Origin of the sequence: Pseudomonas sp. PDM13 (assembly GCF_025685765.1) — a bacterium.
Classification (GTDB): Bacteria; Pseudomonadota; Gammaproteobacteria; order Pseudomonadales; family Pseudomonadaceae; genus Metapseudomonas; species Metapseudomonas solani.
In genome coordinates this window covers 49,363-73,901 of the sequence record NZ_JAOTQU010000017.1, presented here as the reverse complement: position 1 = coordinate 73,901, position 24,539 = coordinate 49,363, and the positions used below count along the sequence as shown (strand labels likewise).

Sequence of the window (24,539 nt, the reverse complement as noted above, 5' to 3'; positions counted from 1 at the left end):
CGGCTCCATGCATACATTCTTCATCGCCCCCACCGGTTTCGGCGTCGGCCTCACCTCCATCAGCCTGGGCCTGGTCCGCGCCCTGGAGCTGGCCGGCCTCAAGGTCGGCTTCTACAAGCCCATCGCCCAGCACCACCCGGGCGACCGAGGCCCCGAGCGCTCCAGCGAACTGATCGCCCGCACCCACGGCCTCACCGCGCCCAAGGCGCTGGAGCTGTCCCAGGTCGAGCGCATGCTCGGCGACGGCCAGCTCGACGAGCTGCTGGAAGAGATCGTCAGCCGCTACCAGCAGGCCGCCGAAGGCAAGGACGTGGTGATAGTCGAAGGCATGGTGCCCACCCGCCACGCCAGCTACGCGGCACGGGTCAACTTCCACCTGGCCAAGAGCCTGGATGCCGAGGTGATCCTGGTCTCGGCCCCGGAAAACGAAACCATCACCGAGCTCTCCGACCGCATCGAGATCCAGGCCCAGCTGTTCGGCGGGCCGCGCGACCCGAAGGTGCTCGGGGTGATCCTCAACAAGGTGCGCGAGGCCGACTTCGCCACGCAGATCCGCGAGAACTCCTCGTTGCTGCGCAGCGACGACTTCCGCCTGCTCGGCTGCATCCCCTGGGAAGACGAGCTGAACGCCGCACGCACCCGCGACGTGGCCGACCTGCTGGGCGCGCGGGTGATCAACGCCGGCGACTACGAACAGCGCCGGGTGCAGACCATCGTCCTCTGCGCCCGTGCCGTGCCCAACACCGTGCCGCTGCTCAAGCCGGGCGTGCTGGTGGTGACCCCGGGGGACCGCGACGACATCATCCTCGCCGCCAGCCTCGCCGCCATGAACGGCGTGCCCCTGGCCGGCCTGCTGCTGTGCAGCGACTTCCCGCCGGACCCGCGCATCATGGAACTGTGCCGCGGCGCCCTGCAGGGCGGCCTGCCGGTGCTGGCCGTGGCCACCGGCTCCTACGACACGGCCACCAACCTCAACCGCATGAACAAGGAAATCCCGGTGGACGACCGCGAGCGCGCGGAGAAGGTCACCGAGTTCGTCGCCCGCTTCCTCGACCAGGAATGGCTGCGCGACCGCTGCGGCACCCCGCGCGAGCTGCGCCTGTCGCCCCCGGCCTTCCGCCACCAGTTGGTGAAGCGGGCGCAACTGGCCGGCAAGCGCATCGTCCTGCCCGAAGGCGCCGAGCCGCGCACCGTACAGGCCGCCGCCATCTGCCAGGCCCGTGGCATCGCCCGCTGCGTGCTGCTGGCCAAGCCCGAAGAGGTGCAGGCCGTGGCCGTCGCCCAGGGCATCGTGCTGCCCGAGGGGCTGGAAATCCTCGACCCGGACCTGGTGCGCCCGCGCTACGTCGACCCCATGGTGGAACTGCGCCAGGGCAAGGGCCTCAATGCGCCCATGGCCGCTGCGCAGCTGGAGGACAGCGTGGTGCTGGGCACCATGATGCTGGCCCTGGGCGAGGTGGACGGCCTGGTCTCCGGCGCCGTGCACACCACCGCCAACACCATTCGCCCGGCCCTGCAGCTGATCAAGACCGCGCCGGGCTACAAGCTGGTGTCCTCGGTGTTCTTCATGCTCCTGCCGGAGCAGGTGGTGGTCTATGGCGACTGCGCGGTGAACCCCGACCCGAGCGCCGCCGAGCTGGCGGAGATCGCCCTGCAGAGCGCCGACTCGGCCGCCGCCTTCGGCATCGTGCCCAAGGTGGCGATGATCAGCTACTCCACCGGTGACTCCGGCAGCGGCGAGGAAGTGGAGAAGGTGCGCGAAGCCACCCGCCTGGCCCGTGCCGCACGCCCCGACCTGCTGATCGACGGGCCGCTGCAGTACGACGCCGCCGCCATCGACAGCGTCGGCCGGCAGAAGGCGCCCAACAGCCCGGTGGCCGGCCATGCCACGGTGTTCGTGTTCCCCGACCTGAACACCGGCAACACCACCTACAAGGCGGTGCAGCGCAGCGCCCAGGTGGTCAGCGTCGGCCCCATGCTGCAGGGCCTGCGCAAACCGGTGAACGACCTCTCCCGCGGCGCCCTGGTGGACGACATCGTCTACACCATCGCCCTCACCGCCATCCAGGCGGCGACCCGCGACTAAGACCCTGCCCGGCGGGTGGCCGCGCTGCCCGACCGGGCGGTCACCCTTGCCGCTTGCAGTTCAGTGAACAGGCGTTAACCTGTGCCACCACTGGCCCTGCTGCGTTCGCAGCGTCCCCTCAACAGGGCGGCAGAGACCGTCCAGGAACGAGGTCCCGACCTTCCATGCTGAGTTTCCTTCCCGCTTCCGTGCGCGGCGTCATCGCCTCCCTGCTGCTGGCGCTCAATACCCTGTTCTGGTGCTGGCCGCTGTTCGCCGTCAGCCTGCTGAAGATGGCCCTGCCCTTCCGCCCCGTGCGCCTGGCCTTGAACTGGGTGGTGAACTTCATCCACGAGGGTTGGGTGAGCTGTAACAAGGTGTGGATGAACCAGGTGCGCGACACCCGCTGGCGGGTGGAGGGCCTCGAAGGCCTCGATTACCAGCACTCTTATCTCGTCACCAGCAACCACCAGAGCTGGGTGGACATCCTGGTGCTGCAATACGTGCTCAACCGCCGCATCCGCCCGCTGAAGTTCTTCCTCAAGCAGGAGCTGATCTGGGTCCCGGTGATCGGCCTGTGCTGGTGGGCGCTGGAGTTCCCCTTCATGAAGCGCTACTCCAAGGCCTACCTGGCCAAGCACCCGGAGAAGAAGGGCAAGGACCTGGAAACCACCCGCCGCACCTGCGACAAGTTCCGCGACAACCCGGTGGGCATCTTCAACTTCCTCGAAGGCACGCGCTTCACCGAGCAGAAGCATCGTGAGCAGAACTCGCCCTTCAAGTACCTGCTCAAGCCCAAGGCCGGCGGCATCGCCTTCGTCCTCGACGCCATGGGCGAGCAGATGCAGGCGCTGCTCAACGTCACCATCCATTACCCCGAAGGCAACCCGAGCTTCTGGACCCTGATGGCCGGGAACATCCCCGAGGTGATCGTGCGTATCCAGGCGATGCCGATTCCCCAGGAATTCATCGGCCGCAGCTACGACCAGGACGAGGCTTACCGCAAGACCTTCCAGCTCTGGGTCAACCAGCTGTGGGAAACCAAGGACGCCGAGCTGGAGCAGCTGCACCAGCAGTTCCCACCAAGCCGCTGAGGCAGCGCCCCGGAACGCGAAAGCCCGCCAATTGGCGGGCTTTTTCATGGGCGCGGTATTCGATCGGCGGGTTCCATGAGCCAGCCCCGTAGGGCGGGTGAAACCCGCGAGATAGCGCACGGAGAGGCGTCGGGTTGCACCCGCCCTACCCGCCACACACCCAATGTAGCGATGCCGGGCCCTGCTGCGTTGGGCCTCGCTGCGCTCGGCGCCGACCTACGGATGTCTGCCTTAACCCGATATCACCTCATCCACCTGCAGCAGCGGGGCGATGTTGGTGTAGCGGGGAATGTCTTCGTTGATCGCCTGGCCGTGCTTGCGCAGGGTGGCCTGGAGGCTGTCGATGGATTTGATCCAGATATTGGCCACACAGAGGAAGGGCGCGGCGGAGCCGTCGCCGGAGGCGAGGCCCTTGCGGACTTCGGCCTTGACGAAGTTGTCCCCCAGCATCTCGCTGACCATGGGGATGTGTTTTTCCAGGTAGTAGGTGAAATCGAAGGTGCCGCCCTCGTTGTTCGGATAGGCCACAAACAGGCAATGCATGGGAAAACTCCTTGGGTTGGCCGGCGGCACGGGCGCGCCGTGGGGCAAGTGTAGGTCGCCCCATGACCGGCGCTTGCCATCATTTGGTCGTAGTCGCGGATGGGTATGTGCGCGGCGCCCGAGGCGGGCGCCGCGCCTCGGCTTCAGCTCTGCGGCTTGAAGCTCGCCCAGTCCACCTGCAGGGGGAAGTGCTCGGCCTTGGCCACCGGCAGCCCCGGGGAGACCAGGAAGCCCTGCATGATCGAGCAGCCATGGTCGATCAGCCAGTCGCGCTGGGCCAGGGTTTCCACGCCCTCGGCGATCACCTCCAGCCCCAGGTGGGCGCCCAGGTCGATGATGGTGCTGACCACCGCCGCATCGCGCGGCGACTCCAGCATGTTGGAGATGAACAGGCGGTCGATCTTCAGCGTGTCCAGCTCGAAGTGGCGCAGGTAGGCCAGGGATGAGTAGCCGGTGCCGAAGTCATCGATGGCGATGCGCACCCCCAGTTCACGCAGCTGGCGCAGTTGCTCGCGGGTGTTGTCGAGGTCCTGCATCAGCGCGCTTTCGGTGACCTCCACCTCGATCTGCGAGGGCTTGAGCTGGTGCGTCTCCAGCACCTCGCGCAGGTCATCCACCAGGGTCGGCATGCCGAACTGCACCGGGCTGAAGTTGATGCTGATCACCAGGTCTTCGCCGAAGCGCTCCCGCCACTGGGTGCATTGGTTGACCCCCTGCTCGAGGATCCAGTCGCCCAGGCGGTTGATCAGGCGCGTCTCCTCCAGCAGCGGGATGAACACGTTGGGGGCGACGGTGCCGGCGACCCGGTGCTCCCAGCGCAGCAGCGCCTCGAAGCCGCGCAGGCGACCGCTGTCGAGGTAGATCTGCGGCTGGTAGACGAGCACGAAATCGTCCTGCTCGATGGCGTTGCGCAGGCTCTCCTCCAGCATCAGCCGCGAGCGTGCGCGGCCGTTCATTTCCGGGGAGAAGAAGCGGTACTGCTGGCGGCCGGCACGCTTGGCCTCGTACATGGCGATATCCGCCGCGCGCAACAGGCCGTCCACGGTCTGCCCGCATTCGGGGAAGCAGGCGATGCCGACACTGGCGCCAAGGGTGATGTCGATGCCGTCGATGCGGTAGCGCACCGACACCAGCTCGATGAGCTTCTCGGCCACCCGCGCCGCGTCTTCCGGGTGTTCCAGGGAGTCGATCAGCGCGGTGAATTCGTCACCGCCCATGCGCGCGAGGATGTCGTAGGGGCGCAGGCAGGTCTTCAGCTGTTCGGAAACGCGCCGCAGCACCTGGTCGCCGGCGTCGTGGCCGAGGGAATCATTGATGCGCTTGAAGCCGTCGAGGTCGAGGTAGAGCACCGCCATGCGCTTGCCGCTGCGCTCGATGCGCGCCAGCGCCGCATCCAGCGATTGGTGGAAACCACGGCGGTTGAGCAAGCCGGTGAGCGCATCGGTGATGGCCTGGGATTCGAGCTGCGCGTGCAGCTGGCGCACTGCGGACATGTCCAGGCTGATCACCACCATCGAGCGCTGGGCCCGGGGCAGCGGCGCGCAGGACAGGGCTACCGGCAGCGTGCCGCCATTGAGGGTGTTGAGCACCGCATCGTGCAGGCGGTAGGGCTCGCCGCGCTTCCAGTGGCGGTAGAACTCCGACAGGCGCCAGTCGCCGACGATCTCGGGGCTGGAGAGCAGCGAGAGGAAGGGGCTGCCTTCGAGGTCGGTGACCGAGCCCTGCAGCATCAGCGCCATGGCTGGGTTGGCGAAGTTGACCATGCCGTCCTCGCCCACCACCAGGATGCCTTCGGCGGCGTTCTCCAGCACCGAGGCGTTGAAGGCGCGGGCGCTGTCCAGCTGCTGGGTCAGCTGCAGCAGGTCACGGCGGTTGCGCTCGTGCTCCAGCAGCGACTGCACCTTGTGCCGCAGCACCTGCGGGTCGAAGGGCTTGAGGATGAAATCCACCGCGCCACTGGCGTAGCCACGCAGCACGGCTTCCTGGGTGTGGGCAATGGCGGAGATGAAGATGATCGGCGTGTAGCGAGTGTGCGGGCTGCCGCGCATCAGCCGGGCGACTTCGAAGCCGTCCATCTTCGGCATCTGCACATCCAGCAGCACCAGCCCCACCTCCTCCTCCAGCAGGCATTGCAGGGCCGCCTCCCCCGAGTCGACGGTGCGTACGTCCCAGGTGGAGTCGTCCAGCACCGCCTCCATGGCGGCGAGGTTCTCGTGGCGGTCATCGACCACCAGGAGGATGTTTTCGGGTCCCTTGAGCTTAGGCAGTGGCTGCATCATTGCTGCCTCCGGAAACGTCCAGCCAGCGATGGAGCAGGTCGATCAGTTCCTGGCGGCTCACGGGTTTTGCCAGGTAGTCGTCGGCACCTGCGGTAATGCATTTCTCCCGGTCCCCCTTCATCGCATGGGCGGTGAGCGCGATGATCGGGATGTTGCAGCCATGCTCGTCCTTGAGCAGGCGGGTTGCGGTGTATCCGTCCATGTTGGGCATCGCCATATCCATCAGAATCAGGTCGAAGGGTTCACGCTGGTAACTCTCGATGGCCTCCAGGCCATCCCGCGCGGCGCTGACTTCGAGGCCGACCTCGTCCAGCAGCGCGCTGAGCGCATAGATATTGCGTACATCGTCATCCACCAACAGCACGCGCAGCCCTTGCAGCGAGCGGCTTGCGGCCTCTCCCGGCGCCTGCCCGGCGAGGACACGCACACTGCCGAGAAAGCCCTGCACCGCCGAGCTCAGCCCACCCAGGTCATCCCCCGCCTTGCGCACCACCACCGCCGAATAACGGCGCAGTCGCTGCAGGGTCTGCAAGGTGACGTCCACCCCAGTGTTGATCACCACACGCGAGTCAGCCAGCGGACGCTGTCGATCGAGGCTGTCGAGCAGGTCGAAACCATCCTGGTCGGGCAGGTCGAGGTCGATCACCAGCGCAGCGAAGCGCCCGTCCGCGTAGGCCTGGCGGGCGCTTTCGGCACTGCTTGCGGCCGTTACGGAGAAACCCAGCTCCTCTAGGTGGTCGCGGTAGTGATCACGTTCGATGGCGACGTCCTCCACCAGCAGCAGGCGATGCGGATCCGGGGGCACATTGGCTTCGAGGTCGTTGAAGACCCGCTCCAGATCTTCCCGGGCGATGGGTTTGACCAGGTAACGGGTGGAATCGTCCAACCAATCTGTCGGCTGCGGCACGCAGGAGATGATGTGCACCGGCGTGCCGCGGTGCAGGGCCTGGCTGCGCAGGCGCCGGTAGATCTGCCAGCCGCTGACGTCCGGCAGGAGGATGTCGAGGATCACCGCCGCGAAGCGCTCCTGCTGCAGCAGGGCGACCGCCTGTCGGCCGCTGCCGCAGAGCACGGTGGCATAGCCATGGCTCTGCGCGGCTTCGGCGATGACGCTGGCGAAATCACCGTCGTCCTCGACGATGAGCACCGCCGGCCCGGTGCCGTTGCGTACCGGCAGCGCCTCGCCGGCAGCCTCTTTCTCCGCCTCGAAGACCACCGCCACCGGCAGTTCGACGATGAAGCTGGAGCCCTGCCCCGGTGTGCTGGTGATGCGGATCTGGCCATCCAGGGCCAGCACCAGCTGGCGGGTGATGGCCAGGCCCAGGCCGGTGCCGCCGAAGCGCCGGCTGGTGGAGCCGTCGATCTGCTGGAAGGCCTGGAAGATGCGCTCGTGCTGTTCGGCGGGGATGCCGATGCCGGTGTCGCGCACGGTGAAGCGGATGATCTCGCGGCCATCGCCATCGGTGCGATCGATGACCCCGACGCTCAGCTCCACCTCGCCCTGCTCGGTGAATTTCAAGGCATTGGACAGCAGGTTGCGCAGGATCTGGTGCAGGCGCACGCGGTCGCTGTGGATGACCCGGGGCACGCCGGGCTCCACCCCGGTGATCAGGCGCAGGGCCTTGATCTCGGCCATGGGCCGCAGGCTGGCATCCAGCTCCACCAGCACGTCCTGCACATTGAGTGGCTCCAGCTTGAGCTGCATGCGCCCGGCTTCCACCTTGGCCAGGTCGAGCACGTCGTTGATCAGCTGCAGCAGGTCACTGCCAGCACGGTGGACGATGTCGGCATGGCGCGACTGCTTCTCGGTGAGGTTGCCGGCGCTGTTCTGGCGCAACTGGTCACTGAGAATGAGGATGCTGTTGAGCGGCGTGCGCAGCTCGTGGGACATGTTGGCGAGGAATTCCGACTTGTAGCGGTTGGCCAGGATCAGTTGCTCGGCCTGGTCGCGCAGGCGCTGCTCGGCGGCCTTGCGCTCGCTGATGTCGATGACCACCGCCTGGACCCAGGTCTCGCGGCCGCTGCGGATCGGCGACAGGCCCACCTCCAGGGGGATCATGCGGCCGTCGCGGTGCTGGCCGAACAGCTCGCGGTTGTTGCCCATGCGCCGGGGTTCGGGGTTCTTCTGGAAGCCTTCGCGCAGCCCCACGTGGGCCTCGCGCAGGGCTTCCGGCAGCAGGCGCTCGACGGTCGCGCCGAGCAGTTCCTGGCGGCTGTAGCCGAACATCTGCTCGGCCTGGCGGTTGACCATGACGATGCTGCCGCGCAGGTCCACCAGGATGATGGCGTTGGGCGAAGCCTCCACCACCAGGCGGAAGCGCTCCTCGGCGGTGCGGCGTGCCTGCAGGTCCACCAGGTTGATCAGGTAGCGCGTGCCGTCCCGCTGGTTCAAGGAGGTCAGGCTCAGGGAGGCGAGGCCATCGCCGCCATCGTCGCGCTGGATCTGGAACTCTTCCTCGCCACTGCGCAGCCGCTCTTCGCTGAGGTCCAGCAGGCGTGGCAGGTAGCGACGCACCCGCTGGCCGGAAAGCAGGTCGGACTCGCAGCCGAACAGTTCGGCGGCGCTGCGGTTGGCCATCTCGATGCGGCCCTGGGCGTCGCACAACAGGGTCGCCACGGGCAGGCGCTCGACCAGGATGCGCAAGCGCTCCTCGCGCTCGCGCAGCAAGGAGGATGCCTGGTCGCTGGCGGAGAGTTGGCGCTCGCGCAGGTGCAGGTAGCCGCCCACCAGCAGCGATAACAGCAGCGCGGCGGCCAGGCCAGTCCACAGGCTGTAGCTGAGGCGATCATCCACCAGCAGGGCTTCGTAGTCGGCGGTGCTGCTGACCTTCAGTGCCCAGGTACGGCCGAACAGCTTGATCTGGCGCTGCTCCTCGAAGCGCGGCGAGAGGCCGTTGTCGACCGTGTCGTCGAGCAGCACGGCCCCGGCCTCCAGGTCGCTGACGCCGATGCGGTACAGGCGCGCCCGGTTGCCGAGGATGCCGTCCATCAGGTCATGCAGGCGAAAGGCCCCGGCCACCGCGCCGATGAAGGCCTCGCGCCGCTCGTCAGCGGTAGTCGCCGGGGCACTCGAACGGTACACGGGCATGTACAGCAGCACACCGCTCTGCAGGTCCTGATCGGTCTCCTGCTTCAACCTCAGGGGGCCGGTGAGGCGTGCCTCGCCGCTTTCCCGGGCCTGCTCGATGGCCTGCGCCCGCACCGGCTCGCTGAGCATGTCAAAGCCCAGGGTGCGGCGGTTGCGCCAGTCCAGCGGGCTGGTGTAGTCCACCACCACATACTCGTCACGCGGGCCGGGCGGGAAGACGCGGAAGTCGCGGCGGCCATCGGCCTGGGTGGTGCCGATGAAGTCGTTGAGTTCGTCACGCTTGACGAAACGGCCCCAGGCCAGCGCCTGGATGCCCGGGTAGCGGTCTTGCAGGTGCAGTTGGTCGGCCGCCTTGGCCCATTCGTCCGGAAGCACATCGGAGCTGCCCACCAGCAGGCCGGACATACCCCGCAGCACCATTTCGTAGGCGCGCATGCGGGTCGCGAGACGCTCGGCGATCTCTTCGCTTTCCAGGCCGAAACGCCGCTGGTACTCCGCCTGGTTGCGGCTCTCCAGGGCCAGCCACTGCCACAGCACCAGGCCGCCAAGCCCCACCAACAAGGCCAGCGCCACCACCAGGGGCAACCAGGGTTTCCTCGCGGAGGTGCCGGTACGCTCGTCCATGCATGCTCCTGTCCGTTCCTTGTCCGGGAGCCCGCCTTGGAGGGGCATCCGACCGGCAAATCATGGTTCGCGGGAACCATGTCGGCAGTCTAGTCAGGAATCGGCACCATGGCCTTGCGCCAGCAGAGAGACGACGGACGGCATGAAACGACGAGGCCCCCGAATGGGGGCCCTATGCTGGAGCGGGGGAATCAGTAGCCCTGTTGCTGGGGCACCTGGGCGTTGGGCAGCGGGGTGAGCTTGATCTCCACGCGGCGGTTCTGCGAGCGGCCCGCATCGGTGGCGTTGCTCGCCACCGGCTGGTCCGGGCCCATGCCACGGGAGCTCAGGCGCGCACCGTTGACGCCCTGGGCCATCAGGTAGTTGGCCACGCTCTGCGCGCGCAGCTGCGAGAGGTTGACGTTGTACTGGTGGCTGCCGGTGCTGTCGGTGTGGCCGACGATCTCGATGCTGTTCTGGTCGTACTGCTTGAAGGAGTTGGCCAGGTTGTTCAGCGGCGTATAGAAGTTGCTGGCGATGTCCGCCGAGTTGGTGGCGAAGGTGATGTTGCCGGGCATCACCAGGTTGATGTTGTCGCCCTGACGCTGCACCTGCACACCGGTACCTTCCATGCTGCGACGCAGCTCCGCTTCCTGCTTGTCGGCGTAGTAGCCGTAGCCCGCACCGGCGGCGCCGGCCACGGCCGCACCGATCAGCGCGCCCTTGCCACGGTTGTCGTGGTTGATGGCGGCACCGGCGATGGCGCCGGCCAGCGCACCCAGGCCGCCGTAGGTGGCGGTCTTGCTCACGCCCTGGCTGGGGGCCTGGTTCTCATAGGGGTTCTGCGAAGCACAGCCCGACAGCAAGGCGACGGCGGTAGCGGCGATGATCAGGCGACGCGTGGTGAACATGGACTTTCTACTCCTGAATTCTCGGCAGTCCCGATGGACTGACGACGATTAGAGCATGGCCCAAGCTGGAAATTCCGTGGCCTCAGGCACGGATGAACGGGTTTTCGCGCATCTCGTCGCCCAGTCGGGTGTCCGGGCCATGGCCGGTGACCACGGTGGCCTCCTCGTCCAGGCTGTAGAGGCGCTGGCGGATAGAGCGCTCGATGGTGGCGTAGTCGCCGCCCCACAGGTCGGTGCGGCCGATGCCCCGGCGGAACAGCGTGTCGCCGGCGATCAGCAGGCGCGCCTCGGGGAACCAGAAGCTCATGGAGCCCGGCGTGTGCCCGGGGGTGTGCAGGGCCACGCCGCAACCGCAGGCCAGCTCCTCGTCGTCGGCCAGCCACTGGTCGGGCGCCGGCACCGGCTTGTAGGGCACGCCGAACATGCGGCACTGCATCTCCAGGTTGTCCCAGAGGAACTGGTCTTCCTTGTGCAGGTGCAGGGTGGCGCCGGTGGCCTTCTTCAGCTCGCCGGAAGCGAGGAAGTGATCCAGGTGCGCGTGGGTATGGATGATGCTCACCAGCTTCAGGCCATGGGCCTCGAGCCGCGCGATGATCTGCTCGTGGTTGCCGCCCGGGTCGACGACGATGGCCTTCTTGCTGATGGGGTCGCCGATCAGCGTGCAGTTGCACTGCAACGGGCCGACGGGAAAGGTCTCGCGGATCAGGGTGGGGTGCGCTGCGGTCATTGCCGGTCCTCCAGGCCAGGTCGCCGGCCTCTGTGCGGGCCGGTCGGATCAGGGGTCAGCACGATAATCGCTGGGCAGCTTGCCCGTCCATTTCTTGAACGCGCGACGGAAGTTCGACGGGTCGCTGAAACCCAGCAGGCTGGCGATTTCGAACAGCGGCAGGTGGGTGGTGGTGAGGTACTGCAGGGCCAGGCCCTTGCGCACCTCGTCCTGCACCTGCTGGTAGCTGGTGCCCATGGACGCCAGGTGGCGGCGCAGGCTGCGGCCGCTGGTGTGCAGCGAGCGCGCGGCGCTGTCGAGGTCGGGGAAGTCCCCGGGGCGCGCCAGCAGCAGGCGCCGCACGCGGGTGAGCAGGGCGTCCTGCACATCGAGGGTGGCCAGCAGGGCTTCGCACTGCTGCTCGCACATCTGTACCGTGGCCGGGTTGGCTAGGGCCATGGGGCGGTCGAGGTAGTGCTTGGGCAGGGTCATCCAGTGGTACGGCTGCTCGAACTCGACCGGGGCGCCGAACACTTCGACATAGCGCGCGGCGTAGGCCGGCGCCGGGTGCGCGAAGCCCACGCGCAGGCCGTGCAGCTCCTCGCCCAGAAGGAAGCGGGCGATGGTGCAGAAACTGGTCATCAGCCCCTCCCCGGCAAAACGCCCGAGGGGCCCCATGGGGAAGGATTCGACGGCACGCATCTGCAGGTCCTCGCCCTGCTCCACCAGCTCCAGTTCGTAGGCCAGGCCGAGCACCCGGTAGTACTTCATGGCGAATTGCAGGGCACGGCCCAGGTTGGCGCTGGAGAGCACCGCGTAGCCGAGGATGCCGTGGGTGGACACATTCAGCCGCTGGCCGAGCACCAGGCCCAGCGCCGGCTCGTTGCACAGCACCAGGGCCGCGCTGGCCAGCAGGTTGAAGTCGATGAAGGACAGGCGGCCGTTGGGGCTCTGGAGGATTTCCGGGCGCACCCGGGCCTGGGCGAACAGCGTTTCACGGGGCACGCCCAGCTCTTCGGCCAGGCTCAGCAGGGCCTCGGCATAGGCGACGGGCACCAGTTCGGCGGAGAAGGTCAGTGGCTGTTTCATCGTTCTTCTTATTGGTCAGCTGGATCAGCGGTGGCCGGATATGACCCCGTTATTGGCAGAAGATAACCTTGTCCGACAAAACCCGGCAAGCCAAAGTTGGAGCGTGGTTTCTGCATAGACTCAGGGAGTCCCCATGACCAGCACGACCCCAGAAGGATTGGTAATCCGCCCGCGTCACATGGATTTCGACCTGCCCAATCCGCTGCCGCGCCACTGGCACAGTGGCAATGCCTTCAAGACCCATCTGTTCGACGCCATGTCGGTGCTCTTCCCCGACGGCGAGCGCTTCTTCATCGACTCGGTGCGCAACTTCCGCGAGGAAATCACCGACCCGGTGCTGAAGGAGCAGATCCGCGGCTTCATCGGCCAGGAAGGCCATCACAGCCGCGAACACCTGGAATACAGCAACCGGCTGCGCGACCTCGGCTACGACATCGGCCGCATCGAGCGCCGCGCCCAGGCACGCATCCGCTACACCCAGAAGAAGTTCTCCAAGCGCCGCCAGCTGGCCGCCACTGCCGCCCTGGAGCACATCACCGCGATCATGGCCGACGGCCTGCTGAAGAACCCCGAGCACATCGCTGGCGCCCACCCGACCCTGGCCCGCCTGTGGCGCTGGCACGCGCTGGAGGAAACCGAGCACAAGGCGGTGGCCTTCGACGTCTACAACCAGGTCTGCGGCAGCCGTACCCTGCTGCGCCGGGCGATGATCATGGGCACCTTCTTCTTCATGCTCGACACCCACCGCGGCCTCATCCACATGCTCAAGCGCGACGGCCTGCTGTGGAACTGGCGGGTCTGGCGCGACGGCCTGAGCTGGATGTGGGGCAAGAACGGCATGTTCCGCCAGCTGATCCCGGCGTACATGGACTTCTTCAAGAAAGGCTTCCACCCCTGGCAGCACGACAACCTCGAGCTGCTGCACAAGACCCGCGAGGAGTTCGACGGCGCACCTGCGGCGGCGTGATTTCCTCGGTGTTAACGCAACGGCCCTTCGGGGCCGTTTTCGTTTGGGGGTGGAAGGGGATCATAGGGTGGGCGTAGGGTGGGCTTCAGCCCACCGTTCACTCTCTCTGCTCCAACGTCTTCGCCTGGTTCTGGATGGGTGTGCGCTCCAATTTCCCGGTGCGCGCAGCACACCCTACGACGGGGCTTCGAGCTCCGCGCAGGAGTGTCCCACCCGTAGGAGCTAGCTCTGCTCGCGAAGCCCTCCGAACGAACCACAAAAAGAGCGGTGGGCTGAAGCCCACCCTACGCCCACGCAAAAACGCTGCTCACCGGGATGTTATCCACAACCGGGAGCAGCGCTCGGTCGAGCCTTCGCTAGCGGGCGTCAGCCCTGCAGGAAGCGCAGCGCATCCGCTGCCGTCTGCTCGGGGATCTCCTCCATGGGGATGTGCCCCACACCAGGGTAGGTGCGCACCTGGATGCCCGGCAGGTCGCGCTGCCACAGCGGCACGTGCTTGGGCGAGATCCAGCGGTCGCGCTCGCCCCACATCAGCAGGGTCGGGGCCTTGATGGCGGCGACGCGCTGGCCGGTGCCTTCCAGCTCGTCCTTGTTGACCTTGAGCAGCACGCGGAAGATTTCCATCATCGCGCGGCGGTTGCCCGGGCGGCGGCTCAGGTCGTAGTAGCGGTCCACCACGCCGGACTTGATGCGCCCGGGCTCGCCGTAGACTTCCTTGATGCCCTGGGCGATGAGTGCGCGCGGCATCCACATGGGCATGGCCACGGTGGAACCAGGCAGCGCGGCGGAGGCGATCATCCAGGGCACCTTGCGCATCTGGTAGCCGGCCGGGTCGATCAGCACCAGCTTCTCGACGCGCGCGGGCTGGGCCAGGGCGAAGTTCCAGGCGATGTAGCCGCCCAGGGAGTTGCCGGCGATGGAGACCTTGTCGATGCGCAGGTGGTCCAGCAGCAGGCCGAAGATGCGGATCATCCGCTCGCCGGAATAGTCACCGCTGCGCTTGGGGCCGGTAAGGCCGAAGCCCGGTACGTCGAAGCGGATGATGCGGTAGTGCGCAGCGAAGGCCGGTACCCAGTCGTCCCAGGTGTGCAGGGAGGCGACCACGCCGTGGATCATCACCAGCACCGGCTTGTCGCGGCTGCCCTCGTCGCGGTAGTGGACGTTGAAGCCGTCCAGCTCGATGAAGCGCGAGCCGCTGTCGGCGCTGGCGTAGCGCGCCTTGAGGCGATCCAGTGGCAGGGAACCGAAGCCCAGGCGGGAAAAGCCGGCCGCGAGCGGCGGCGACATCGGCAGGCTGGTAGCGGACATGCAGGCACCTCGTGATTGTTATTGTCGAGGCCCTTATCAGATCACGGGGTTGCTGGCCATGCGCCCCAACCTAGGTAGAGCGTGGACGCAAGGCGGCGATCAGCAGGTCGCCCAGCACCGCGCGGGCGTGCTCGATGCGCTGGCGGCTGGCAGCGCCGCCGAGCAGGTCCATGGAGGCGGCCTCCAGGGCCCAGATCAGGGCGCGGAAGGTCAGCGGGTCCACCACCTGGCCGGTGGCCTGGAGGCGTTCGGCGAGCAGCGCGGCCATTTCCAGGTGAGCGCGCTGGCGGTGGGCGGCCAGGGGCGAGTCGGTGCGCATGGCCTCTTCCTGCATCAGGCGGATGATGGGCCCCACGGCCAGGTGATAGTCGAAGAAGCAGCGCACCATGTCGCGCAGCCAGGCCTCATCACTGCCGGCAGCGGCGCGCATGCCACGGAAGCGGTTGAGCAGCAGCACCACGGCGGTCTGGTAGATGCTTTCCAACACATCCATCTTGTTGGAGAAGTGCTTGTAGAAGGTGCGCCGCGAGACCTGGGCCGCTTCCAGCAGGTCGTTGACCGTGGTCTCGCCGATGCCCTTGCGGGCGAACACCGGGATGGCCGCCAACTGGATGTTGGTGCGCAGCAGGTGCCCCACCAGCGGGCCTTCCGCCTCGGCCTGCTGGCGCGCCACGGCACCGTAGCCACCGAGGTCTTCGAATACCGCGAAGATCGCCCCGCGCTCGCTCTCTTCCATCACCCTCACCCCAACCAAGGCGCGGGTGACGGAGCGCCACCGCCCCGTTACTCTTGGCGCGCCCCTTCCCGCTGGAATCTTCCGTGTCGATGAAGCTATCACGCCGCCTGCCCTGGCCGCTGGCCATCCTTTTGCTGGTCCTGACGCTGCCCGCCCCGGCCGCCGAACTGTTCTACCTGGGGCAGAAGATTCCCGACATCCAGCGCCCGTGGAACAGCCACGACTACCAGCAATTGATCGATGCCCTGGACAAGGTCGACCGCACCCAGGTCAACGCCCTGCCCCGCCGCAGCGGCGAGTTCACCGGGCCCATCTACACGCGGATGATCAGCGAGGAGAACTTCAAGCCGCAGCTGAACATCTACGCGCCCCTGGAGCTGCGCCAGAACGAGGCACGCGAGGTGCTGTTCCGCCTCAAGGAACTGATGCGCCTGTACTTCGACTTCAAGGCCGCACAGCAGCCCTACGGCGCCGAAGCCCTGGGGCTGATGAGCTATTCGATGCGCCAGCAGGCGATCCTCTTCACCCTCACGGTGGAGTTCTGGATGACCCTGTCGGAGAGCGAGCAGAGCAAGCCGGTGCGCTTGCAGGGCCTGCAGGAAACCAAGGACGCCGCGGCGATGCTGACCTCCAGCGCGCTGGACTACCTGGGGCTGACCAAGCAGTTCAACCGTGAAGACCTGGTGCTCTACGCCGCCGAACTGGGCAAGCAGATGCCCGAGCTGTTCATCCACCTGCGCAGCGACGTGCGCGCGCAACTGATGGCACGGGTGGGCGAACTGGCAGAGAAGCACCCCTATGCGGAGGTGCGCAGCAGCATGGCCGACCTGCTACCGATGCTGGCGGCCATCCAGCAGGATGTGGAGCGACAACTGGCGCAACCGCTGCCGGCCGGCAAGCCCAAGCCGGCACTCGATCTCTCGGCACCGGCCGCGCCGCAGTAGCCCTCAGCACAGCAGGCCGAGAGCCTTGGCCCGGGCCACCGCCTGGGTGCGCCGCTCCACGCCGAGCTTGCCGTTGATGTGGCGGGCGTGGGTCTTGACCGTGTGCAGGGAGATGAACAGCCGCTCGCTGATTTCCTGGTTGGAGCAGCCCTGGGCGATCAGTTGCAGCACCGCCAGCTCGCGTGTGCTCAACGCATCACCGCCGGCCAGCGGCGCTTCGCTGGTGGTCGGTTTCTCCGTCTCCGGCAACAGCGCCAGCAATGCCGCGGCCTCAGGGGCCGAGCGCACCAGCAGGTGCTCCCGCAGCCAGGGGCCCTGGTGCGACAGCAGCTCATGGAAGGGCAGCAAGGCCCCGCCGGCCATCGGCTCCAACGCATTGCCCAGCAACGCACTGGCGTCACGCTCACGACCGCCGGCCTGCAGCAGCTGCGCAAGGTGCAACTGCGCTATCTGGGCCATGAGCACGCCGCCGCTTTCCTTGGCCCGCTGCACCAGGGCACGCAGACGCCGCTCGGCCTCGCCGCTGCGCCCTTCGATCCGGGCCAGGGCGGCCTGCTGCAACTCGATGTGCAACGGCAGCTGTGGATGGAATTCGGGAGCGGCAGCCGCCTGCTCGCCGCTGTAGGTTTCCGCCAGGCGCGACAGCCAGGCCGAGGCCAGTTCGACCTGCCCCTGCACCAGCCAGAGTTCGCACTTCACCAGGGTGACCATGGCCAGGTAGTAGACCGGCGGCACGTCCCAGATGTGCATCAGCCGCTCCGCCTCGCCAAGCAGGGCGAAGGCAGCGGACAGGCGCCCTTCCCGGCCCTCCAGGCTGGCCAGCACGCCATAGCCGATCAACAGGCTGATGTCGCGACAGGCACGCGCCTCGGCGATCCCGGCCAGCAGGCGGCTGCGCGCCGCCTGGGGTTGCAGGCGCACGCAGAGCAGGTAGCCCTCGTAGATGGCCAGCCGTGCCCGGGCGGCATAGAAGCGCTGGGACGGCAGGCCGCGCAGGCGCTCCTGGCCCTGGCGCACCTCATCCAGCGCACGAAGGATTTCGCCACGGGCCTGCAACACCCGCGCGCGGTCGTAATGGGCCAGGGCTTCGAACAGCGGGTTGCCAACCCGTTGCGCCAGCTCCAGCGCCTCGCGGTTGAGGCCCCGAGCGCGCCACAGGTCGCCCCGGGCGACGGCGATGTTGGCCAGGGTGGACAGGCACAGCAGGCGCTGGCCATAGCGCTCCTGGGACAACGCGGTAAGTGCCTCGGCGCAGTGCCGCTCGGCCAGGACGATATCGCCACGGCCCCGGGCGATGACCCCGCTCAGGGCCAGCCACTGGGCGATCAGCCCCTGTTGCGTCTGGGCGTTGGGGGCCGGCAGGAAGCGCGCCAGCTGGCCACCGAGTTCTTCGGCGGCGTCCAGTTGGCAGGCCAGGGCCAGGGCCATGCTGTAGAGCATGATCAGCCGCGGCGTGCTGACCAGCAGGCTGTCGGGCAGGTCCATCTTCCAGCGCAGCAGCATGGCGATGTTCTGCTCGGCCAGCAGCTGTTCTTCGGAGAGGTTCTGCACCAGGCTGGCAGCGACATCCGGCTGGCCGGCGCGCAGGGCCTGTTCGATGGCTTCGTCCAGCAGCCCCTGGGCACTGAACCAGCGGCAGGCGCGCAGGTGCAGGCTGGCCTGGGGAATGGTCGCCGCGTGGGCCGGTCGGGCCCGCAGCAAATCGGAAAACAGGTGGTGATAGCGGAACCAGTGGCCGTGCTCGTCCAGCGGCACCAGGAACACCTGGTGGGCCTGCAGGTGCTGGAGGATGCCGGCGCTGCCATGGCCGTCGCGCACCGCATCGCACAGCTCGGCGCAGAAGCGGTCGAGGCAGGCGGTCTCATAAAGGAAGGCCTGCACCTCGGCGCTCTGCCGGTCGATCACCTCTTCCAGCAGGTATTCGCGGATCAGCCCCTCGTCACCGTGGGGGCCGCGCGCCAGGGCATGGGCGTCGCCTTCGTCCTGGCTGGCCAGCAACCACAGGCGCAGGCCGGCGGCCCAGCCCTCGCTGCGTTGCAGCAGGTTCTCCAGGTGGGCGCCATCCAGCCGCGCGCCCTGGGCCTGGAGCAACGCGGTGCTTTCGGCATCGGTCAAGCGCAGGTCGTGTTCGTTGAGTTCCACCAGTTGCCGCGACAGGCGCAGGCGCGCCAGGTGCCAGTCGGGGCGCTGGCGGCTGGTGACCAGCAGCACCAGGCCTTCCGGCAGGTGGTTGAGGAAGAACTGCAGGCAGCGGTCGAGCACCGCGCCCTGGGCCAGGTGGTAGTCGTCGAGCACCAGCAACAGTGGCTGCTGGCGGTCCAGGCGTTGGCCCAGCTCGTCGAGCAGGCCGTCGATCCATTCCTCGAAGGCGAAGGGCTGGTGGCGCTGGCGCATCTTCAGCAGGCCCATGGCCTCCTCGCCCATGCCCGGGAAGAACTGGCGCAGCCCTTCCAGCAGGCGTTCGAGGAAGCGTCCGGGGTCGATGTCGCGTCGCCCCAATCCAAGCCAGAGCGCCTGCCAGCCCTCCGGCAACCCCTCGCAGAACTCGATGGCCAGCGAGCTCTTGCCGAACCCGGCGGGGGCGCTGACCAGCAACAGACGGCCACCCAGGCCAGCGGCCAGGCGGTCGCACAGGCGCGGGCGCGAGAGGTGCCCGGCCGGCAGCGGGGGGCGGAAAAAGCGTTCGCCGGCTACCGGTACGGCAGCGGGCGCGAAGGAACGCGAACTGGATAGATCGGTCATCAACCCGGCTTCTAGGAATGGTTATGCCGCGGGGGCGTGAGCGCTGAGGCAGCCTAGCCTTTCGGTCCGCCCATTTGTAGTCCCTTGGGAAAGTACAGACAAGAAAAAGCCGGCCCGAAGGCCGGCTTGTTTACGCGGTATTACAGGATCAACGCACGCCAGCCTGACGCAGAGCGGCCGGGGTGTAGTCGCTTTCCGAAGCGCTGTAGTTGAAGTCGTAGGATTGTTTCTCCTCGTTCTTCATGCCCAGGGCCAGGTAGCGACCGGACAGCAGGTCGTACAGGGTTTCCACGGCGTACCAGGGCACTTGCTTGTCGTAGTAGAACTCCGAGTGCGCCTCGGCTACGCGCCACAGGGTGCCACGGCCGTCGTAGTGGTCGATGGCAGCGGCTTGCCAGGTGTCTTCGTCGATGTAGAAGTCGCGCTTGGCGTAGATGTGACGCTCGCCGGACTTGAGGGTCGCGACCACATGCCACACGCGGTGCAGCTCGTAGCGGGTCAGGTCCTGGTTGATGTGGCCGGCCTTGATGATGTCGGCGTACTTCAGCTTGGGCGAGTCCAGGCGGTAGCTGTTGTAGGGGATGTAGATCTCCTTCTTGCCTTCCAGCTTCCAGTCGTAGCGGTCCGGCGCACCGTTGTACATGTCGAAGTTGTCGGAGGTACGCAGGCCGTCGGAAGCGGTACCCGGGCCGTCGTAGGACACCTGCGGAGCACGGCGTACGCGGCGCTGACCGGCGTTGTACAGCCACGCCAGGCGCGGCTCCTTCACCTGGTTGAGGGTCTCGTGCACCAGCAGCACGTTACCGGCCAGGCGCGACGGAGCGGTCACGCGCTGCTTGAAGTAGAACAGCACGTTGCTCGGCTTGCTCGCGTCGTAGTCCTTCAGCTTGTCGCGGAAGGTGAACTCATCCTGGAAGTACACCAGGCTGTAGGAGCCGTTGGGCTGCGGGGTCGCCTGGGTCACCAGACGGCGCACGCTGCCACCGCGATAGCGGGTGATGTGGTTCCAGATCGCTTCCAGGCCGTTCTGCGGGATCGGGAACGGGTTGGCGGTCTTGAAGTTCTCCAGACCGTTACCGCCCTCCACCAGCTTGGTGTTGGCCGCGTTTTCCTTGGCTGCCGCAATCACTTCCGCCGGTACGGTGGCCGTACGGTGGGTGGTGAACACCGGCATCTTGTAGGTTTCCGGGTAGCGCTTGAACATCGCGTACTGGCCGGGGGTCAGCTTGTCCTTGTACTGCTCGACGTTCTGCGCGGTGATGGTGAACAGCGGCTTCTCGCTGGCGAAGGGATCGGAAACGAAGCCCTTGTCGTCCACCGGGCCGGCGTTCTGCGGCAGGCCACCGGTCCACTCGGGGATGCTGCCATCGGCGTTACCGGCCTTCTCCGCACCCAGCGGGGTCAGGGTGGTGCCGATCTTGGCCACCTGGTCGGCCGGGGCCGCCGCCATGACGGCGGTGGCCAGCAGGGACAGCGCCAGCGCACCGGTTTGCAGCAGGTTCTTTGTTGTTTTCATAGGTGATTCCTTAGTTCCGGGCCGCTTAGAAGTTCATGCCGAAGCTGAGCGCGAGGAAGTCGCGGTCGGTCAGGGTGTTGTACTTGCCGCCGAAGAAATCGGTGTAGGACAGGCTGGCGGTGTAGGTGTTCTGGTACTCGGCATCCAGACCCAGGCTGATGGCCTTGGCGCCCTCGGTGAAGGTACCGTTCGGGCCGTAGCCATCTACGTCATGCGACCAGGCAACGTTCGGCTTCAGGTTGATACCGGCGAAAGCGTCGTTGTAGTCCCAGATGGCACGTGCGCGGTAACCCCAGGACGTGCTGGTGGTGAAACCATCGTCTTCGCAATACGTGCTGATGTTATCCCTGGAAGCACCAGCCCCCGCACCGTTCGCCGTGTTGGTGTTCAACGCCTGGCAAGTGGTGCCAGCCAGCGGACCAGGTCCGAATACAGGGTCGCGGCCGTAGCGGACTTTTTTACTGCTCTCAAGCCCGCCTACATGGGTCACACCAACCTCGCCAACCAGAGTCAGACGCTCTGCGCCCATCACCTGATCGAAGAAGTGAGTGAAAGTCGTCTGGAACTGAGTGATTTCTTTGCGACGGTAGCCGTGCTGGTCCTGCCCTGGAACGCCTTTAAGTAACGAAACGCCACTCCGCCCTGTCATCGGAGTAAGTCCCGAGAAAAGGATGTCGGTGGAGTTCAACTGAACAGGGGCATTGGGTCGATAGCTGACCTCACCACTCCACGCTGTACCGGTGGGCAATGTCGTGGAGAAACTCAGGCCGTAAAGGCGGATATCTTCCGGGTACTCCATGAAGTAGCTGGAGTTGCCCGCAATAATCAGTGGCCCAAGTGGATTGAGGTCTACTGCGCCGTAAAGAGCAGCAGGAGCGCCGGTAGCGCTAAAGATCGGAGCCCGGCTGTGGTAGTTCATGAAGTAAGCGCCGAACTCAGTATCGAGTTCTTCGGAGAAGTAACGCAGCGCGGTACCCCACTGCCCATTGTCCCGCGCATCACGGTCAGCGCCGCGTCTTACGAGTACACCCTCTTCGTTCACATCGACACCAGCAGCGGCCAGACCAGGTAAAGCCGCGCCTGGCAGGGCGGAGCGCTTGTTCAGGACCCGCAGATTGTCAGAGCAACCATCAGCAACGATATCCGGCTGGGCAAAGAAGGTACCGCAGTTGTCGGTAACGGTCTGATCCCACTCCAACTGATAGAAGGCTTCGGCGGAAAGATTGTCGGTCAGGCTCTGCGAGACGTAGAACATATTGACCGGGATCAGACCTTCCTTGACTTCCGCGCCAGGGCGGCGGAAAGCGGAAACGTCGACCGGGTTGATCGCGTTGATGCCGTTTTGGATGAAGGTACTTTCACCCCAACTTACGACCTGCTTGCCCAGGCGCACGGAGCCCGGTTTATCTGCGATGTCGTAGTTGTGATAGACGAAGGCATCGAGTATCTGACCACCGGAAGACTGTGCAGCCTCCTTGCGGTTGCTGTCGCTGATGTCCTTGAACGGACGGCTCTCGTCTTTCAGCTCGAAGTCATACCAGTACTTGCCACGGACGAAGACGCCGGTGTCACCGTACTTGAGTTCGAGGTCGTGGATACCCTTGAAGATCTTCGAGAAGGTCTCGCCCTTCTTGAAGTTCAGGTGGGAGTCATCGGAGGTTTGCGACATGCCGCTACCACCATTGTTGACACCAATCAGATCCTTGTCCGGGCTTGCCATGGACCAACTTGCACCGACCGACAACGAGGAATCGAACTGCCCCTCGATCTCGCCGATATTGAACGTTACGCCGAATGCCGGGGCGGCGAGAGTGGATGCGAGGCTGACGGCCAGTGGCAGTCGTGCCAGGCGCCAGAACGGTTTTCTTGTTGTCATCGACGCTACTCCATGTGTGTTTTTTTGTTATGGATTGGTGCGGACTATAGCCAGGAGGTAGTAGTGCTTGATCCCTCTAAAGTGTGATTTGCAGTCCGGCGAGCACTCTGGCTCGCAGGTTTGCAGACTAGCCCGATCTGGCGATTGGTAAAGCCGGGGTGAGCTGGCGCGGAGCCAGCAAATAACAAGCCAAGCGTTTGCTTGGTAGACAGGCCGGGCCTTGCGGGACCCGGCCTAAAGCGGCTCAGAGAGCGGAGAGGAAGGTGCTGCCAGTGGCCTGCCACTGGGCGATATCGACGCGGATGCGTTTCTTGTCCAGTTTGCCGACGCTGGTCTTGGGAATTTCAGTAACAACGGCGATCTGGCTGGGAATAGCCCACTTATTGATGTGACCTTGCTCTACGAAAGGCTTGAGGTGCTCCTTCAGCGTCTTGGCATCCAGGGCCTGCCCTTCACGCAGCACCAGCAGGGCGAAAGGCCGCTCCCCCCACTGCGGATCGGGCACCCCGACCACCGCCACTTCGCGCACCGCCGGGTGACGGCTGACCAGGTCTTCCAGCTCCAGGGAGGAGATCCATTCTCCGCCGGTCTTGATCACGTCCTTGATGCGGTCGCGGATATCGATGAAGCCCATGCCGTCGATGGTGGCGACGTCGCCGGTGTGCAGCCAGCCACCCTCCCACAGCTCCTGGCTCTTCTCCGGCTCGCGGAAGTAACCCTGGGTCAGCCAGGGTGAACGCAGCACCAGCTCGCCCTGGGATTCGCCATCCGCCGGCAGGAACTTGCCCTCGGCGTCGATGATCGCCGCGTCCACCAGCGGCACCGGCACGCCGGCCTTGATGCGGTAGGTGGTGCGCTCGTCTTCGCTGCCGGCCAGCAGCTCGTCGTTCATGTGCGCACAGGAAATCATCGGGCAGGTCTCGGACATGCCATAGGCCGCCGTCAGGTGGATGCCCCGCGCCCTGGCCGCTTCATACAGCGAACGGTTCAGCGAACTGCCGCCGATGATCAGCTTCCAGCCATTGAAGTCCACCCCCTGGGCGGCCTTGGCGTTCATCACCATCTGCAGGATGGTCGGCACGCAATGGGAGAAGCTGACCTTCTCGCGACGCCACAGCTCCACCAGCAGTTCCGGATCGTAACGCCCGGGGTAGACCTGCTTGACCCCCAGCATGGTGGCCACGTACGGCACGCCCCAGGCATGCACGTGGAACATCGGGGTGATGGGCATGTACACGTCGTCGTTGGCCATCAGGCTCGGGCTGTGCACCGAGCCCATCATGCTGGCCATGGCCATGGTGTGCAGCACCAGTTGGCGGTGGGTGAAGTACACACCCTTGGGGTTGCCGGTGGTGCCGGTCGTATAGAAGGTGGTGGCGAGGGAGTTCTCGTCGAAGTCGGGGAAGTCGTAGCGGGTGGAGGCGGCGGCCATCAGGGTTTCGTATTCGCCGACGAGGTTCGGCAGGTCGGCGCTCTTGTCGGCGGCGTCGGTCAGCAGGAGGGTCTTCTCGACCGTGGTCAGCTGGCCCTCGATGGCCTTGTAGATCGGCACGAACTCGCTGTTGACCAGCACGAAGCGGTCCTCGGCGTGGTTCATGGTGTAGAGGATCTGTTCCGGGGACAGGCGGATGTTGATGGTGTGCAGCACCGCGCCGATCATCGGGATGGCGAACATGCATTCCAGGTAACGGTGGCTGTCCCAGTCCATCACCGCCACGGTGTCACCCGCCTTTACGCCGGCATCGGTCAGCAGGTTGGCCAGGCGCGCGACGCGCTCGTTGAAGGTGGCGTAGTTGTAGCGGACCAGATCGCGGTAGACGATTTCCCGGGTCTTCTCGTAGCGGCTGCCGGAGAGCAGCAGGCCTTTGATCAGCAAGGGGTACTGGTAGGCGTTGTCGGCCGGTTTGATGACTCGGGTCTGCACCATGGAAATGCACCTGCGCGCGAGGGATGTAGTTATTGATTTCTCCGCACTCTAGGGCCCTGCGTCCAGGCATAAATCAGTCAAAAGAATGATTTGCACGTGACCCTTTGGCCACTTTCGGTCACGAGATAGAATCCGCCCCATCGGC

The 24,539-nt window shown here is 66.0% G+C and carries 16 protein-coding genes; 4 read left to right on the top strand and 12 right to left on the bottom strand.

The window, feature by feature from the left end; translation table 11 throughout:
* Window positions 1-7: 7 nt before the first annotated feature.
* A complete protein-coding gene (gene pta / locus OEJ36_RS18085; RefSeq protein WP_263402688.1) occupies window positions 8-2,086 on the top strand; it encodes a phosphate acetyltransferase in 2,079 nt (692 codons plus the stop codon).
* A gap of 164 nt (window positions 2,087-2,250) precedes the next feature.
* On the top strand, window positions 2,251-3,159 hold the full coding sequence (locus OEJ36_RS18080) for an acyltransferase (protein WP_263402687.1): 909 nt from the start codon (window positions 2,251-2,253) through the stop codon (window positions 3,157-3,159).
* A 231-nt stretch (window positions 3,160-3,390) separates the two neighbouring features.
* Here the strand turns inward: OEJ36_RS18080 and OEJ36_RS18075 are convergent, their stop codons facing one another.
* The 6 genes from OEJ36_RS18075 to OEJ36_RS18050 form a co-directional block, all read right to left on the bottom strand.
* Entirely contained in the window at window positions 3,391-3,702 is a 312-nt protein-coding gene (locus OEJ36_RS18075) for an EthD family reductase (RefSeq protein ID WP_263402686.1), read from the bottom strand.
* A gap of 143 nt (window positions 3,703-3,845) precedes the next feature.
* Window positions 3,846-5,981, bottom strand: a complete 2,136-nt coding sequence (locus OEJ36_RS18070; RefSeq protein ID WP_263402685.1) for a putative bifunctional diguanylate cyclase/phosphodiesterase — start codon at window positions 5,979-5,981, stop codon at window positions 3,846-3,848.
* The gene (locus tag OEJ36_RS18065; RefSeq protein ID WP_263402684.1) at window positions 5,962-9,693 is read right to left on the bottom strand and encodes a response regulator; all 3,732 of its coding nucleotides are present in this window, start codon (window positions 9,691-9,693) and stop codon (window positions 5,962-5,964) included. Before OEJ36_RS18065 ends, OEJ36_RS18070 begins: the two co-directional genes overlap by 20 nt.
* Window positions 9,694-9,884: 191 nt before the next feature.
* Window positions 9,885-10,583, bottom strand: a complete 699-nt coding sequence (locus tag OEJ36_RS18060; RefSeq protein WP_263402683.1) for an OmpA family protein — start codon at window positions 10,581-10,583, stop codon at window positions 9,885-9,887.
* Between the two features lie 82 nt (window positions 10,584-10,665).
* A complete protein-coding gene (locus OEJ36_RS18055) occupies window positions 10,666-11,310 on the bottom strand; it encodes an MBL fold metallo-hydrolase (RefSeq protein WP_021222290.1) in 645 nt (214 codons plus the stop codon).
* A gap of 48 nt (window positions 11,311-11,358) precedes the next feature.
* Window positions 11,359-12,378: an AraC family transcriptional regulator gene (locus OEJ36_RS18050; protein ID WP_263402682.1), complete on the bottom strand. Its 1,020-nt coding sequence runs from the start codon at window positions 12,376-12,378 to the stop codon at window positions 11,359-11,361.
* Between the two features lie 133 nt (window positions 12,379-12,511).
* Between OEJ36_RS18050 and OEJ36_RS18045 the strand changes: the two genes are divergently transcribed.
* Complete coding sequence (locus tag OEJ36_RS18045; protein WP_263402681.1) at window positions 12,512-13,345, top strand: metal-dependent hydrolase; 834 nt, start codon at window positions 12,512-12,514, stop codon at window positions 13,343-13,345.
* A 366-nt stretch (window positions 13,346-13,711) separates the two neighbouring features.
* Here the strand turns inward: OEJ36_RS18045 and OEJ36_RS18040 are convergent, their stop codons facing one another.
* Window positions 13,712-14,653 carry an alpha/beta fold hydrolase gene (locus tag OEJ36_RS18040; protein ID WP_263402680.1) on the bottom strand — a complete coding sequence of 314 codons (942 nt, stop codon included), beginning with the start codon at window positions 14,651-14,653 and terminating at the stop codon, window positions 13,712-13,714.
* A gap of 70 nt (window positions 14,654-14,723) precedes the next feature.
* The gene (locus tag OEJ36_RS18035; RefSeq protein ID WP_263402679.1) at window positions 14,724-15,389 is read right to left on the bottom strand and encodes a TetR/AcrR family transcriptional regulator; all 666 of its coding nucleotides are present in this window, start codon (window positions 15,387-15,389) and stop codon (window positions 14,724-14,726) included.
* A gap of 89 nt (window positions 15,390-15,478) precedes the next feature.
* Here OEJ36_RS18035 and OEJ36_RS18030 point away from each other — a divergent pair, with 89 nt between their 5' ends.
* Window positions 15,479-16,333, top strand: a complete 855-nt coding sequence (locus OEJ36_RS18030; RefSeq protein WP_263402678.1) for a hypothetical protein — start codon at window positions 15,479-15,481, stop codon at window positions 16,331-16,333.
* Window positions 16,334-16,336: 3 nt separating this feature from the next.
* Here the strand turns inward: OEJ36_RS18030 and OEJ36_RS18025 are convergent, their stop codons facing one another.
* The 4 genes from OEJ36_RS18025 to OEJ36_RS18010 all read right to left on the bottom strand — a co-directional run bounded on the left by OEJ36_RS18025 (window position 16,337) and on the right by OEJ36_RS18010 (window position 24,394).
* Window positions 16,337-19,075: a LuxR C-terminal-related transcriptional regulator gene (locus OEJ36_RS18025; protein ID WP_263402677.1), complete on the bottom strand. Its 2,739-nt coding sequence runs from the start codon at window positions 19,073-19,075 to the stop codon at window positions 16,337-16,339.
* Window positions 19,076-19,223: 148 nt separating this feature from the next.
* On the bottom strand, window positions 19,224-20,591 hold the full coding sequence (locus OEJ36_RS18020; RefSeq protein WP_263402676.1) for a DUF1329 domain-containing protein: 1,368 nt from the start codon (window positions 20,589-20,591) through the stop codon (window positions 19,224-19,226).
* A gap of 25 nt (window positions 20,592-20,616) precedes the next feature.
* Entirely contained in the window at window positions 20,617-22,467 is a 1,851-nt protein-coding gene (locus tag OEJ36_RS18015; RefSeq protein WP_263402675.1) for a DUF1302 domain-containing protein, read from the bottom strand.
* Window positions 22,468-22,711: 244 nt separating this feature from the next.
* Window positions 22,712-24,394: a fatty acid--CoA ligase gene (locus tag OEJ36_RS18010; RefSeq protein ID WP_263402674.1), complete on the bottom strand. Its 1,683-nt coding sequence runs from the start codon at window positions 24,392-24,394 to the stop codon at window positions 22,712-22,714.
* Window positions 24,395-24,539 lie beyond the last annotated feature (145 nt).